12 protein-coding genes are annotated in these 13,591 nt (G+C 67.0%); 8 read left to right on the forward strand and 4 right to left on the reverse strand.

The genetic code is table 11. The features are described 5' to 3' along the window. Positions 1 to 16 precede the first annotated feature (16 nt). From EP380_RS15420 to EP380_RS15450, 7 genes are read left to right on the forward strand one after another with little or no spacing between them, the layout of a single operon-like run. Positions 17 to 1,057, forward strand: coding sequence for a 3-hydroxyacyl-CoA dehydrogenase NAD-binding domain-containing protein (locus tag EP380_RS15420; RefSeq protein ID WP_127599306.1), 1,041 nt, complete (start codon positions 17 to 19; stop codon positions 1,055 to 1,057). Between the two features lie 40 nt (positions 1,058 to 1,097). Beyond that, positions 1,098 to 2,261 (forward strand): acyl-CoA dehydrogenase family protein, encoded by a 1,164-nt coding sequence (locus tag EP380_RS15425; protein ID WP_127599239.1) that lies wholly within the window; start codon positions 1,098 to 1,100, stop codon positions 2,259 to 2,261. Between the two features lie 9 nt (positions 2,262 to 2,270). Next, positions 2,271 to 3,008 (forward strand): DUF2161 domain-containing phosphodiesterase, encoded by a 738-nt coding sequence (locus EP380_RS15430; RefSeq protein ID WP_127599240.1) that lies wholly within the window; start codon positions 2,271 to 2,273, stop codon positions 3,006 to 3,008. After that, positions 3,005 to 5,125: an acetate--CoA ligase family protein gene (locus EP380_RS15435; RefSeq protein WP_127599241.1), complete on the forward strand. Its 2,121-nt coding sequence runs from the start codon at positions 3,005 to 3,007 to the stop codon at positions 5,123 to 5,125. The genes EP380_RS15430 and EP380_RS15435 overlap by 4 nt, the downstream gene beginning before the upstream one ends. Positions 5,126 to 5,139: 14 nt before the next feature. Further along, positions 5,140 to 5,922, forward strand: a complete 783-nt coding sequence (locus EP380_RS15440) for a carnitinyl-CoA dehydratase (protein ID WP_106572001.1) — start codon at positions 5,140 to 5,142, stop codon at positions 5,920 to 5,922. Between the two features lie 13 nt (positions 5,923 to 5,935). Continuing rightward, the gene (locus tag EP380_RS15445) at positions 5,936 to 6,877 is read left to right on the forward strand and encodes an alpha/beta hydrolase (RefSeq protein WP_127599242.1); all 942 of its coding nucleotides are present in this window, start codon (positions 5,936 to 5,938) and stop codon (positions 6,875 to 6,877) included. A 46-nt stretch (positions 6,878 to 6,923) separates the two neighbouring features. Further along, entirely contained in the window at positions 6,924 to 7,439 is a 516-nt protein-coding gene (locus EP380_RS15450) for a GNAT family N-acetyltransferase (protein WP_106572003.1), read from the forward strand. A gap of 16 nt (positions 7,440 to 7,455) precedes the next feature. Here EP380_RS15450 and pcaF read toward each other — a convergent pair whose 3' ends face one another. From pcaF to EP380_RS15465, 3 genes are read right to left on the reverse strand one after another with little or no spacing between them, the layout of a single operon-like run. Next, positions 7,456 to 8,664: a 3-oxoadipyl-CoA thiolase gene (pcaF, locus tag EP380_RS15455; protein ID WP_127599243.1), complete on the reverse strand. Its 1,209-nt coding sequence runs from the start codon at positions 8,662 to 8,664 to the stop codon at positions 7,456 to 7,458. After that, positions 8,657 to 9,469 carry a CoA-transferase subunit beta gene (locus EP380_RS15460; protein ID WP_127599244.1) on the reverse strand — a complete coding sequence of 271 codons (813 nt, stop codon included), beginning with the start codon at positions 9,467 to 9,469 and terminating at the stop codon, positions 8,657 to 8,659. The genes pcaF and EP380_RS15460 overlap by 8 nt, the downstream gene beginning before the upstream one ends. Next, positions 9,469 to 10,323, reverse strand: coding sequence for a CoA transferase subunit A (locus EP380_RS15465; protein WP_127599245.1), 855 nt, complete (start codon positions 10,321 to 10,323; stop codon positions 9,469 to 9,471). The genes EP380_RS15460 and EP380_RS15465 overlap by 1 nt, the downstream gene beginning before the upstream one ends. An 80-nt stretch (positions 10,324 to 10,403) precedes the next feature. Here EP380_RS15465 and EP380_RS15470 point away from each other — a divergent pair, with 80 nt between their 5' ends. Next, positions 10,404 to 11,177, forward strand: a complete 774-nt coding sequence (locus tag EP380_RS15470) for an IclR family transcriptional regulator domain-containing protein (protein ID WP_106572007.1) — start codon at positions 10,404 to 10,406, stop codon at positions 11,175 to 11,177. A 22-nt stretch (positions 11,178 to 11,199) separates the two neighbouring features. On the opposite strand, the gene EP380_RS15475 is transcribed toward EP380_RS15470, so the two are convergent. Then, positions 11,200 to 13,542, reverse strand: a complete 2,343-nt coding sequence (locus tag EP380_RS15475) for a glycoside hydrolase family 31 protein (RefSeq protein WP_127599246.1) — start codon at positions 13,540 to 13,542, stop codon at positions 11,200 to 11,202. Between the last annotated feature and the right edge of the window lie 49 nt (positions 13,543 to 13,591).

Below are 13,591 nucleotides of genomic sequence, written 5' to 3' on the forward strand. Positions count from 1 at the left end.
GTGGACCGGAGACGTTATCATGACCATCACAAGAGCCGCATGTATCGGCGGGGGCGTTATCGGCGCCGGCTGGGTGGCCCGGCTTGTCCTCAACGGCATCGACGTTGCCATTTTCGATCCCGACCCGCAGGCCGAGCGCAAGGTCGGCGCGGTGCTGGCCGGCGCGCGCCGGGCCTATCAGCGCATGGCCGGACAATATCTGCCGAAGGAAGGCGGGATCCGCTACGCGGCAAGCATCGCCGACGCTGTCGAAGGCACGACGCTGATCCAGGAAAGCGTGTCCGAACGGCTGGAGCTCAAACACGCGGTCCTGGCCGAGATCGACGCCCATGCCGCCGCCAACGCCATCGTCGGCTCCTCCACTTCCGGCATCAAGCCGAGCGACATGCAGACGGCGATGCGGCGTCCCGAGCGCCTCGTCGTCGCCCATCCCTTCAACCCGGTCTATCTGCTGCCGCTGGTGGAAATCGTCGGCGGTGAAAAGACCGCGGGCGAACATGTCGAGCGCGCGCGCGCGCTCTATGCCTCGATCGGCATGAAGCCGGTCGTCGTACGCAAGGAAATCGAGGCCTTCGTCGCCGACCGGCTTCTGGAAGCGATCTGGCGCGAATCGTTGTGGCTGATCAAGGACGGCATCTGCACCACCGAGGAGCTGGACGACATCGTGCGCTACGGTTTTGGCCTGCGCTACGCCCAGATGGGCGTGTTCGAGACCTATCGGATCGCCGGTGGCGAGGCCGGCATGCGCCATTTCATGGCCCAGTTCGGACCCTGCCTCACGTGGCCGTGGACCAGGCTGATGGACGTGCCGGAGTTCAACGACGAGCTCGTCGATCTGATCGCTGACCAGTCCGACGCCCAGTCGGGACAATGGTCGATCCGCGACCTCGAACGGATCCGCGACGACAATCTGGTCGCGGTGATGCAGGCGCTGTCGCGCCAGAACAAGGGCAAGGGCTGGGGCGCGGGCGCGCTGCACAAGGACTATCTTGCACGCCTCGCCGAAACCGCACGGCCGGACAAGGATGCGGGTGACGGCAACGGGAGCGAGACATGAAAAGGCTCGATCCCACCATGCCCGAAGCTGAGGTGAACGCATGAATTTCGGCTTGAGCGAGGAACAGGCGCTGATCGTCGAGACAACCCGCGCCTTCGTCGAGAACGAGCTTTACCCGCACGAGCAGACGGTAGAGCGCAGCGGCCACCTGCCGATGGAACTGATCCGCGAGGTGCAGAAAAAGGCGATCGCCGCCGGGCTTTACGCGGCAAACATGCCGGCCGAGGTCGGTGGCGCCGGTCTCGATACGCCGACATGGCTGCTTTACGAAAAGGAACTCGGCCGGGCCAATTACGCGCTGCACTGGACCTGCGTCGCCAGGCCCTCAAACATCCTGCTCGCAGGCACCGACGCGCAGAAGAAAAAATACCTCTACCCCTGCATCCGGGGCGAAACCTGGGATTGTCTGGCCATGACCGAGCCCGGCGCCGGCTCCGACCTGCGCGGCATGAAGGCGAGCGCCGTCGAGAAGGGCGGCGACTGGGTCTTGAACGGCACCAAGCACTTTATTTCCCATGCCGACATCGCCGGCTTCGCCATCGTCTTCATGGCGACCGGCGAGGAGGAGACCCCGCGCGGCAAGCGCAAGAAAATCACCGCCTTTTTCGTCGACAAGGGCACGCCGGGCTTTACCGTGCGCGACGGCTACCGCAACGTCTCGCATCGCGGCTACACCAATTCGGTGCTGGAATTCGACGATTGCCGCCTGCCGAAGGACCAGGTGCTGGGCGAGGTGCATCGCGGTTTCGAGGTCGCCAATTCCTGGCTCGGCGCGACCCGGCTCCAGGTCGGGGCGACCTGCCTCGGTCGGGCCGACAGGGCGCTCGCCCACGCCATCGACTACGCCGCCCAGCGCGAGCAGTTCGGCCAGCGGATCGGCAAGTTCCAGGGCGTTTCCTTCAAGCTCGCCGACATGGCGACCGAACTGAAGGCGGCCGAACTGATGGTCATGGAAGCTGGCTGGAAATACGACGCCGGCACGGTCACCGACCAGGATATGGCGATGGCCAAACTCAAGGCCACCGAGATGCTCGCCTTCGTCGCCGACGAGGCGATCCAGATCCATGGCGGCATGGGACTGATGGACGACCTGCCGCTCGAGCGCATCTGGCGCGACGCCCGCGTCGAGCGTATCTGGGAAGGCACCAGCGAGATTCAACGCCACATTATTTCGCGCGCGCTGCTGCGGGCGGTGGGAGGATAGGACGACACGATGACCGGCTCGAGGATTCGCGAGGCCGACCTCTATGCGCCGGTCAAACGGCTCCTGGAGGCCCAGGGCTACGCCGTCAAGGGCGAGATCGGCGCGGCCGACGTGGTTGCGGTGCGCGGCGACGAGCCTCCGGTGATCGTCGAGCTCAAGGCCGGGTTTTCGCTGTCCCTGTTTCATCAGGCGATCGACCGCCAGGCGATCACTGACGCTGTCTACGTCGCCATTGCGCGCGGACCCGGCCGCGCCTTTCTGCGCGCGCTCGCCGCCAATACCAAACTGTGCCGGCGCCTGGGGCTCGGACTGATTACTGTGCGGCTGAAGGACGGCTTCGTCGAGGTCCACTGCGATCCCGAGCCCTACCGGCCCCGGCAATCGGCGCCGCGGCGCGCGCGGCTTCTGCGCGAATATCACCGCCGCGTCGGCGATCCCAATACCGGCGGCACGATCCGCCGCAATCTGGTGACGGCCTACCGCCAGGACGCGCTGCGCTGCCTGCGCGTCCTGGCCGAAAACGGGCCGACAAAGGCCTCCGAGGTCGCCAGGCGCGCCGGTGTCGAGCAGGCGCGGCGGCTGATGGCCGACGACCATTATGGCTGGTTCGACCGCATCCGCACCGGCATCTACGATCTGAGCCCGAAGGGCCGCGCCGCGCTTGGCGATTATGCCGACGAGATCGGCAGGATCGCCGCGCGACAGCCGGAGACGGCCGGGGATTGCGGCCGAGCGCCCTCGTCATGAGCGCACGCCGCGACTTCTCGCGCCTGCTGCGCCCGCGCTCGATCGCCGTCATTGGCGGCGGCTTCTTCGGCTCCAACGTTTTGCGCCAGTCGCTCAAGATGGGGTTTGCCGGCGACATCTGGCCTGTGCATCCGGTCAAGAAGGCGGTGGAGGGCGTTCCCGCCTTCGCCAGCGTCGCCGACCTGCCGGGCGCCCCCGACGCCGCCTTTATCGGCGTGAACCGCCACCTGACCGTCGACATGGTCGGCGCACTCGCCGCGCGCGGCGCCGGCGGCGCGGTCTGTTTCGCATCGGGTTTTCTGGAAGCCGGCGAAGAGGACACCGACGGCGCGCGCCTGCAAAAGGCCCTCATCGTCGCCGCCGGCGCGATGCCGATCGTCGGGCCGAACTGCTACGGCCTGATCAACTATGCCGACGGCGCCCTGCTGTGGCCCGACCAGCATGGCGGCGCCCGGCTCGCCGAGGGCGAGCGCGGAGCGGCGATCGTCACCCAGTCCTCCAACATCGCCATCAACATGACGATGCAGCGACGCGGCCTGCCGCTCGCCTATGTCATGACCGCCGGCAACCAGGCCCAGACCGGCCTGTCGGAGATCGGCCTCGGCCTGATCGAGGACGAGCGCGTGTCCTGTCTCGGGCTGCATGTCGAAGGCTTCGATGCGGTGGCCGGGTTCGAGCGGCTGGCGGCGCGGGCGCGCGAGCTCGGCAAACCGGTCGTGGCGATGAAGGTCGGCCGCTCGGCCGCCGCCCGCGTGGCGACCGTCTCGCATACGGCCTCGCTCGCCGGCTCCGACGCGGCCGCCGAGGCATTTTTTGCGCGGATCGGCATCGCCCGCGTCCATTCGATCCCGGCCTTTGTCGAAACGCTCAAGTTGCTGCACGCGGTGGGGCCGCTTTCCGGCCCGCGCCTGTCGTCGATGAGTTGTTCGGGCGGCGAGGCCTCGGTGATGGCCGATGCCGCCGAAGGCCGGTCGGTGGGCTTCCCGCTGCTTTCCGAACCGCATCGCAAGCGCGTCAAGCAGACGCTTGGGCCGTTGGTCACGGTCGCCAATCCGCTCGACTATCACACCTTCATCTGGAACGACCGCGAGGCGATGACGACAACGTTTTCGGCGATGATCGCCGGCGGATTCGATCTCAACATGCTGGTGCTCGACTTTCCGCGCCGCGACCGTTGCACCGACGACGACTGGTGGCCGACTGTCGACGCCTTTGCCGCCGCCCTCGCCGCCAACGCGGCCAGCGGCGCGATCGTCGCCTCCATGCCGGAGAACCTGCCCGAGGATTATTGCGCAAGCCTTTTGGCGCGTGGCATCGCGCCACTATGCGGCATGGCCGAGGCGCTTGACGCTGCCGAAGCCGCGACCGCCATCGGCGAGGCCTGGCAACGCACCCCAGGCGCCCCTTTGTGGGCGGGTCGCACCGAATATCGCGACGATGGCGATGCGGATCGGGCCGAGGAAACACACGCCCCCGACGAGGCTGCGGCCAAGGCGATGCTGGCCGCGCACCGCCTGCCGATACCGGCCGGCCGCGTGGTGGCGAGTGCCGAGGAAGCTTCCTTCGCCGCCACCGGGATCGGCTTTCCCGTGGCGCTCAAGACGCTCGGCATCGCCCACAAATCCGAACGCGGCGCCGTGCGCCTCGGGCTGCGGGACGGCGCCGCCGTGCATGAAGCCGCGACCGCGCTGCTGGCGCTTTCCGACCGACTCTATGTCGAGCGCATGGTGGAAAGCGGCGTCGCCGAACTGATTGTCGGCGTCACCCGCGACCCGCTGTTCGGTCCGGTGATGACGGTCGGTTCCGGCGGCGTGCTGGTCGAGCTCTTGCGCGATACCGCCACGCTTCTGCTGCCGCCGACACGCGCCGAGATCGAAACGGCGCTGCGCGGGCTGGAGCTTTTTCCGCTGCTCGACGGCTATCGCGGCCGGCCCAGGGCCGATCTTGACGCGGCCATCGACGTCATCGCCGACGTCGCGGACTTTGCCGGCGCCCATGCCGGCACCCTCGACGAGCTCGACATCAATCCGCTGATCGTGTGCGCGAAGGGCGACGGAGCCTGGATCGCCGACGCGCTGATCGTGTTCACCCCGCCCGCCCCTCAAGGGGAAGACTGAAGCCGGAGACAGCCATGTCCGATATCGTCAAGACCCGAGCCGAAAGCGCGATCCTGGAAATCACGCTAGACCGCCCCAAGGCCAACGCCATCGACCTGGCCACCTCGCGGCTGATGGGCGAAACCTTCAAAGCGTTCCGCGACGACGACGCGCTGCGCGTCGCGATCGTGAAGACGGCGGGCGACAAATTCTTCTCCGCCGGCTGGGATCTGAAAGCGGCCGCGAGCGGCGACGCGGTCGACGGCGATTATGGCGTCGGCGGGTTCGGCGGCCTGCAGGAACTTCTGGACATGAACAAGCCGGTGCTTGCCTGCGTCAACGGCATGGCGGTCGGCGGCGGCTTCGAACTGGCGCTGTCCTGCGACCTGATCTACGCTGCGGACCATTCCGCCTTCGCCCTGCCCGAAATCCGTGCCGGCACGCTTGCCGACGCCGCCACGATCAAGCTGCCGAAGCGCATCCCCTATCACGTGGCGATGGACATGCTTTTGACCGGCCGCTGGATGGATGCCGAGGAGGCGCGTCGCTGGGGCCTGGTCAACGAGGTGCTGGCGGCCGACCGGCTGGAGGAACGGGTCTGGGAGGTGGCGCGCCTGCTTGCCTCCGGCCCGCCGCTGGTCTTCGCCGCCATCAAGGAAGTGGCGCGCGCGGCCGAGGCGATGAATTTCCAGGACGCGATGAACCGGGTCACCAAGCGCAAATTCCGCACGGTCGACACGCTTTACGCATCCGACGACAATATGGAAGGCTTCCGCGCCTTCGCCGAAAAGCGCGACCCGGTATGGAAAGGACGATAGACGGGAATAGGTCATGACCGACTACGCCGAACTCATCGACGCGCAGACTTGGGCCTTTATCGAGCGTACCAATGCGTTCTATCCACCCGACACGGTCGACTACACGGTCGACCAGCAGCGCCAGATCTACGACCGCATGTGCCGTGAGTTCCATGCCGACCATCCCGAAGGCGTGAGCGCGCAGACGATGGCGATCGAGACGTCGGCCCATGCGATCCCGGCCCGCCTCTATCGCGCCGCCACGCCCGACCCATCGGCGATGGTGCTCTATTTTCACGGCGGCGGCTTTATCCTCGGCGGGCTGGAAAGCCATGACGATATCTGCGCCGAACTGTGCCATCGCACCGGTTACGACGTCGTCTCGGTCGACTACCGGCTTTCACCTGAACATCTCTACCCCGCCTCGCACGAGGACGGTTATTCCGCGTTCGAGTGGGCCGCGCGAACCTATCGTTGCCCGATCCTGCTCGCCGGCGATTCGGCCGGCGGCAACATCGCCGCCGCCGTCGCTGGGCGTTACCGCCGTCACCCGCGCGCGCCGGCCGGGCAGGTGCTGATCTATCCCGGCTTCGGCGGCGACCACACCAAGGGCTCCTATATCGCCCACGCAAACGCGCCGATGCTGTCGACGCGCGACATGGCGTTCTATCAGCAGATGCGCACCGGCGGCGCCGACGTCTCGCGCGATGCCGGTTTCGCGCCGCTGCGCGACACCGACTTTGCCGACCTGCCACCGACCGTGATCGTGACCGCCGAGTGCGACCCGCTGGCCTCCGACGGCCCCGACTACCGCGACCGGATTATCGAGGCCGGCGGCAAGGCCTATTGCCGCGAGGAAAAGGGCTTGGTGCACGGCTATCTGCGCGGCCGCCACATCGTCGACCGGGCGCGGCGGAGTTTCTCGCGCATCGTCGATGCCCTCAAGGCGCTCGGGAGAGGCGAATGGCCTTATTGAGGCACAGGGCTTCACCGGAACCCGGGCCCGTTCTAAACCGGTGCTTATGAACAGCGAAGCTCTGCCCATCCTGCCGGTCGGCGCCAAGGTCGAGGCGGCCGTCCTCGAGCTTAACAACCGCCACGCCCTGGAATTGTCTTTCCTCGAGCCGGACGAGCTTGCCCGTCTGATCGACGCCGCATTCTGCGCTCGACGGATCGGCCAGATCGAGGCCTTCCTGATCGCCTTCGACCAGGATGCCGATTATGACAGTTCCAATTTCCAGTGGTTCAAGGCGCGCTACCCGCGCTTCGTCTATGTCGACCGGGTGGTCGTCGATCCGGCCGCGCGCGGCAGAGGCCACGCCCGGCGACTTTATCGCCATGTGTTCGACAAGGCCGCGGCCGGCGGCTATCCGCTGGTCACCTGCGAGGTGAACGAACAACCGCCCAACCCGGCCTCCGATGCCTTTCACGCCGCGATGGGATTTGAGGCGATCGGAAGGGCCACCCTGCCTGGCGGCGCGAAATCGGTACGTTATTTCGCCCGGCCGATCGGAACTCGCCAGGCCGAGGAGGCGTGACGCTCGGGCCGCGCGGTCAGACCCGCTCGAGCGCGATCGCGATACCCTGGCCAACGCCAATGCACATCGTTGCGAGAGCCAGCTTGGCCTGGCGCTCGCGAAGCTCCAGCACGGCCGTGCCGGTGATCCGGGCCCCGGACATGCCGAGCGGGTGGCCGAGCGCGATCGCCCCCCCGTTCGGGTTGACGTGCTCCGCGTCCTCGGGAATGCCGAGATCGCGGAGCACGGCGATGCCTTGGGAGGCAAAGGCTTCGTTGAGTTCGATCACGTCGAAACCGGCGGGCTCGAGGCCGAGCCGCGCGCACAGCTTCTTGGTCGCGGGTGCCGGGCCGATGCCCATGATGCGCGGCGGCACGCCGGCGGTCGCCCCCGCCAGAATACGGGCGATCGGGGTCAGGCCGTGTTTCTTCGCCGCCGCTTCCGAGGCCACGATCAGCGCCGCAGCGCCGTCATTGACGCCGGAAGCGTTGCCGGCCGTCACCGTGCCGCCTTCCTTCTTGAACGGTGTGCCGAGCTTGGCCAAAGCCTCCACCGTGGTGCCGGCGCGCGGATGCTCGTCCTTGTCGACCACCACCGGGTCGCCCTTGCGCTGGGGAATCGTCACGGGAACGATCTCCTTGGCCAGCCGGCCGTTTTCCTGCGCGGCGACGGCCTTGGCCTGACTGCGCACGGCGAACGCATCCTGATCGGCGCGCGACACGTTGAACGCCTCGGCGACGTTCTCGCCGGTCTCCGGCATCGAATCGATCCCGTACTGCTTTTTCATCAGCGGGTTGACGAAGCGCCAGCCGATGGTGGTGTCGTAGATTTCCGCGTTGCGCGAAAAAGCACTCGCCGCCTTCGGCATGACGAAGGGCGCGCGCGACATCGATTCCACACCGCCCGCGATCATGATCTCCGCTTCGCCGGCCTTGATGGCGCGCGCCGCGATGGTGACGGCGTCCATGCCCGAGCCGCACAGTCGGTTGACGGTCGAGCCGGGCACATCGATCGGTAGCCCGGCCAGCAGCGCGGCCATGCGCGCCACGTTGCGGTTGTCCTCGCCGGCCTGGTTGGCGCAACCGTAAAACACGTCGTCGACCGCCTGCCAGTCGACCCCGCCATTGCGCTCGATCAGCGCGCGAATCGGAGCCGCGCCGAGATCGTCGGCACGCACGGGCGAAAGTGCACCGCCGAAGCGGCCGATGGGCGTGCGGACATAGTCGCAGATAAAGGCTTCAGCCATCTTTCGATCCTTTCTTCGCGCCGGAACCGGCCGCGCCCCTGTGGGCCGCCTCGGTGCGCGCTTTCAAGTCGCGCAACGTCTTCAGTTCCAGTGCGGTCGGCGCGGGCGTCTCGTCAACCCTGTCGGCGAATTTTACCGTCCAGCCGCAGGTCTCCTGCACCTGATCGCGGGTAACGCCTGGATGCAGCGAAACGACGGTGAACTCCTTGGTCTCCGGGTCGGGTTCCCAGATCGCCAGATCGGTGATCAGCAGTGCCGGGCCTTCCGTCTCGATGCCGATGCGGCGGCGATGATCGCCGCCTTCGCCATGGCCGAAGGAGGTGTAGAAATCGATCTTGTCGACCATGCCGCGCTTCGACTGCACCATGGTGATGTAGATTTTCTGCGCCGCGCTCGCGATCTCCGGCGCCCCGCCGCCGCCGGGAAGCCGGGTCTTGGGATGGTCGTAGTCGCCGATCACCGTGGTGTTGATATTGCCGAACCGGTCGAGCTGGGCCGCGCCCAGGAAGCCGATGCTGATGCGCCCGCCCTGCAGCCAGTAGCGGAACATCTCCGGCACCGAGACCGTCGTCACCGCCGTCTCGCACAATTCCCCGTCGCCGATCGACAGCGGCAAGACGTCGGGCGCGGTTCCGATGGTTCCTGATTCATAGATCAGCGTGATGTCCGGCGCGTGGGTGAGACGCGCCACGTTGCAAGCGGCCGACGGCGCGCCGATGCCCACGAAGCAAACGTCGTCGCCCTTCAGGGCGCGGCTCGCCGCGATCGTCATCATCTCGTTGGGGGTGAAGTCTCGGTCGCTCATCACATCGCCCCCAAAGTTGCGACGCGGGCAGCGAAATCCTCCGCCGTCGCCTCGATCACGTTTTCGTCCATCCACGCGCGAAACAGCGCGCGGTCGGCGGCGATCTTGTCCCATTCCAGATAGGCGGCGTTGTCGCGCGGATAATAGCCGTGCGCATAGGACGGGTGCGCGCCGCCCGGCACGACCGCGATCGCCGTCACCGTCCAATGGGGCAGGATGGTCAGGTTTGGATGCAGGTCGGCAAAGTCCTCGACCACCTCCTCGACCGTGACCACCGCGCGCTTGGCCGCCAGCACGGCCTCCTTCTGGATGCCGATAATGCCTTCGATCAGCACGTTGCCTTTGCGGTCTGCCTTTTGGGCGTGGATGAAGGTGACGTCGGGCCGCACGGCGGGAACCGCGGCCAGCGTCTCGCCGGAAAACGGACAGGTCACCTGCTTGATATTGGCGTTGACGCGGGCAAGCTCGGCACCGAGATATCCGCGAAAGATCGCGCAAGGCAGCCCAGCCGCGCCGGCCTCGTAGGCATTGGCCATCGCCGCGTGCGAATGCTCCTCCAGCTCGATCGGACGCGGATAGGCGTTCTCGACTGCATCGCGCAGGCGCCGCAGCAGGCCGACGCCCGGATTCCCGGCATAGGAAAACACCAGCTTCTTGGCCAAACCCATTCCGATCATCTGGTCGTAGACGACGTCTGGCGTCATGCGCACCAATGTCAGGTCCTTGACCCCCTGCCGGATCGCCTCGTGCGCGGCAGCGGTCGGAATAAGGTGCGTAAAGCCTTCAAATGCGGCAATATCACCGTCACGCAGATTGTCGGCCACCGCCTGCTTCAAAGGCATAAAAGTCGCCATGTCGCATCCTTAGTAAAGTTCGTATTGCGAACCTTAGTTTTATATGCGATACTGGTTATATGGATGCCTCGCCTGAGTCAATGCTCTCGGACCCCCAGTCGCGCGACCTCGTCGGCTCGCTGGGGCGCGGTCTGGCGGTCATGGAAATCCTGGCCGCACACCCGGCCGGAATGACCCTGACCGAGATGGCCGAAAAGGCCGGCATAACCCGTGCCGGCGCGCGCCGCTTCCTGCACACGCTGGTGGCAACCGGTTACGCCACCCAGGATGGCCGCACGTTCCGGCTCTCTTCTCGGCTGATCTCCGTCGCGCGCACCTGGCTTGGCAACGCATCGCTGTGGTCCTTCGCCGAGCCCTTCATGCGCGCCGTCTCGCACCGTTTTGGCGAGGCCTGCTCGGCCGCTGTGCTGTCTGGCGAAAACGTGGTCTACGTCGCGCGCGTGCCCGGCCGCCATATTCTCAGCGTCGGCCTGCAGGTCGGCACCCGCCTGCCCGCCTTTTGCACCTCGATGGGCCGGGTCCTGCTGTCCAGCCTGCCCGACGACGAACTGGACCGGTTCCTGGCCGGCGCCGAGCTCAAACCGCTGACGCCGAAAACCCGCACCGACCCGAAGGCGCTGGCCGCGTTGATCCGTGCCGCGGGAGACGAGGGTTATGCGCTCATCGACGAGGAACTCGAGCCGGGCCTGCGCTCGATCGCCGTTCCCGTGCGCGACGGCAGCGGCGCGATCGTCGCCGCGATCAACGTCTCCACCCAGACCGCCCGGCTTTCGGTCGCCGACCTGAAAGACCAGGTTCTGCCTGCGCTCAACGACGCGACGGCGAAGATCCGCGACTTTTTCGCGGTTCAGTAGGCCACTTGCCGCACACCGGCGTTCAGAGCGCGGTCTCGACCTCCAGGCGCCGCCTGTCCAATCCGCGACCGACAAGGCCGAGTTCCGGCCGGCCCCTGCCGCTCCATCGTTCCTCGACTGCCAGGCGGACGCGGTCGCGATCCCAGATGCCCCGGCACGACAACAGCGAGGCGTCACGGTCGCGATAGCCCCAGCCGAGCCCGTCGTCGAAGAACAGCGCCCGTTCCGTAGCACCCTCGCCGGGTCCGGCGAACAAGATCAGCTCGACCCGGGTGAAATCGTGCGGCGCCCGGTCCGGCCAGTCGGTTGCAAGCGGCAGGACCGCGCCCGAGCGCACCAGCACCGGCAGCCGGCCGAGCGGCGCATCGATAGAGACTTGCCGACCGCCGGCATGAACCGTCTCGCCGTGCAGCGTGTGCCAGCCGCCCTCGACCTCCGGCAGGTAGACATCCACCGCCCGCGCCCCTTCCTCGACCGCCGGTGCGACCAGGACGTCGGCGCCGAGCATGAAGCAATCCGTCTCGTCCCGGCATTCCGGCTCGTCGAAATGATAAAACAGCGGCGTTATCAACGGCGCGCCGTCGCGATGGGCGGCGTGGGCGAGGTGGTAGAGATAAGGCAGGAAGCGATAGCGCAGCGTCAGCGCCTCGCGCACCGCGTCGGTCGCTTCCGGGTGCATCCACGGCAGCGTGGTCGGCTCGTCGAGCTGCGGCTTCCAGGAGTTCATCACCGCGCGCGGATGCAGCGACATCATTTCCACGAAACGCACCAGAAGCTCGGGACCGGGCCGCGGCCCGTCGAAACCACCGATATCGTGGCCGGTGAATGGCATGCCCGACAGGCTCATCGACAGGCCCTGGCGCAGATTCCATTTCAGCGTGTGCCAGCTCGTGCGGTTGTCGCCGGTCCAGGTTTCGCCGTAGCGCGCGATCCCGATCGGCCCGGCCCGGCTGATCGTGTAGGGGCGTTCGTCCGGCCGGTGCGCGCGCGTCGCCTCGAAGGTCGCCCGTGTCATCAACAGCGCATGCACCGGGCGCATCGCGATCGCCGGCAGGCGGCGCCCGAAGCCGTCGACCGTGGCGGTCTCGTCCCACAATTCGCACTCGTTGTTGTCGTTCCAGCCGGCGCCGAAGCCGGCTTCCAGAACGTTTGTCGTGATGCCGGCCTTCCACCAGTCGACCGTCGCGGGATTGGTGAAGTCGAGGCTCGAGCCGTCGCCGCCCCAGAACATTTCCACTGCGGGCTGTCCGTCGGCCCGCCGCACGAACCAGCCCTCGCCCGCCGCCCTTGGATAGGCCGGATGCTCGGTCAGCAGCACCGGCTTCACATTGGCCGCCGTGCGGAACCCCAACGCCCCAAGCCGCGCGAAGAAACCGTCGCGGTCGGGAAATTTCTGCGCGTTCCAGGTGAAGACGTAGCGCCGCCCGTCGGCGCGTGTCGTGTAGCCGGAGCCGGAATGGATGGCGCTGATCGGGATCGCGTTGGCGCGGCAGCGTTCGGCGAAGCCGGTGATGACCGCCTGCGCGTCGGGCGCGTCGGCGTGGTGCATGGTGGTGAAGGCGAAGCCCATCGACCAGCGCGGCGGAAAATGCGGCCGGCCGGTCAGCGCCATCAGCCTGGGCACGATGTCGCGCACTTTCGGGCCGGCGACGACATAAAGCACCAAGCCCTTTTCCTGCAGGTCCACATGACGGTAGTGCGGATGGTAATTGGAGTGTTCCGCGCCCAGATCGAAGGTCGCCTCGGCGAATGTGTCGTAGAGCAGTCCCGCCGCCTCGTCCGCACGCCCGGCGATCACGAACGGAACATGTTTGTAGAGCGGGTCGGAGGTCTCGGCATTATAGCCGAGCGAATCCGTCTGCAGACATCTGAGTCGCCGGCCCGTCCGGTCGAGCGGTCCGGACTTGTCGCCGAGACCGTAATGGCTGTCGTCGAGCGCGCGGGCCTGGAAATGGCGAAACACGCCGCGCCCGGCAAACCATTGATAGGCGCCGGTCGGGCGATCGGCAACGACGCGCTGCCACCCATCGGACACGCGCCGTTCGACCGTCAGCGCAAGCGGTGCCGGCTGGACGACGACACGCCAGTCCCGCCCGAAATACGTCGTTTCGCTTTGCCGGTCATGGCGCGCTTCGAGCGGCGCGAAACCTTCGCTCGACACACGGTCCCGCCCCGGCCAGGGCACGTCGCCACCGGGCGCGATCATCCAGGTGCGGTCGACGCAAAGTCCTTCCTCGGGCAGGATCGCGATCCGCACAAGCCAGTCCGACAACGCTTCCACACGCAACGAAAACCCGGCATCGAGCGGCGCGGTGAGGCTCGAGGCGGCTGGAACGACGGGACCCGTCGTGGCGAGAAAACTCATGGCAGAACCATCCTGGGTGAAGGAAAGCCCGAACGGGGGGGCTACGGGC

Source organism: Nitratireductor alexandrii (assembly GCF_004000215.1).
GTDB classification, from domain to species: domain Bacteria; phylum Pseudomonadota; class Alphaproteobacteria; order Rhizobiales; family Rhizobiaceae; genus Mangrovimarina; species Mangrovimarina alexandrii.

Excerpts from the sequence above, each read along its gene's own strand:
- EP380_RS15475 (WP_127599246.1), bottom strand. The coding sequence starts at position 13,542 with ATGAGTTTTCTCGCCACGACGGGTCCCGTCGTTCCAGCCGCCTCGAGC.
- EP380_RS15430 (WP_127599240.1), top strand. The coding sequence starts at position 2,271 with ATGACCGGCTCGAGGATTCGCGAGGCCGACCTCTATGCGCCGGTCAAA.
- EP380_RS15470 (WP_106572007.1), top strand. The coding sequence starts at position 10,404 with ATGCTCTCGGACCCCCAGTCGCGCGACCTCGTCGGCTCGCTGGGGCGC.
- EP380_RS15425 (WP_127599239.1), top strand. The coding sequence starts at position 1,098 with ATGAATTTCGGCTTGAGCGAGGAACAGGCGCTGATCGTCGAGACAACC.
- EP380_RS15450 (WP_106572003.1), top strand. The coding sequence starts at position 6,924 with ATGAACAGCGAAGCTCTGCCCATCCTGCCGGTCGGCGCCAAGGTCGAG.
- EP380_RS15445 (WP_127599242.1), top strand. The coding sequence starts at position 5,936 with ATGACCGACTACGCCGAACTCATCGACGCGCAGACTTGGGCCTTTATC.
- EP380_RS15440 (WP_106572001.1), top strand. The coding sequence starts at position 5,140 with ATGTCCGATATCGTCAAGACCCGAGCCGAAAGCGCGATCCTGGAAATC.
- EP380_RS15435 (WP_127599241.1), top strand. The coding sequence starts at position 3,005 with ATGAGCGCACGCCGCGACTTCTCGCGCCTGCTGCGCCCGCGCTCGATC.
- pcaF (WP_127599243.1), bottom strand. The coding sequence starts at position 8,664 with ATGGCTGAAGCCTTTATCTGCGACTATGTCCGCACGCCCATCGGCCGC.
- EP380_RS15465 (WP_127599245.1), bottom strand. The coding sequence starts at position 10,323 with ATGGCGACTTTTATGCCTTTGAAGCAGGCGGTGGCCGACAATCTGCGT.
- EP380_RS15460 (WP_127599244.1), bottom strand. The coding sequence starts at position 9,469 with ATGAGCGACCGAGACTTCACCCCCAACGAGATGATGACGATCGCGGCG.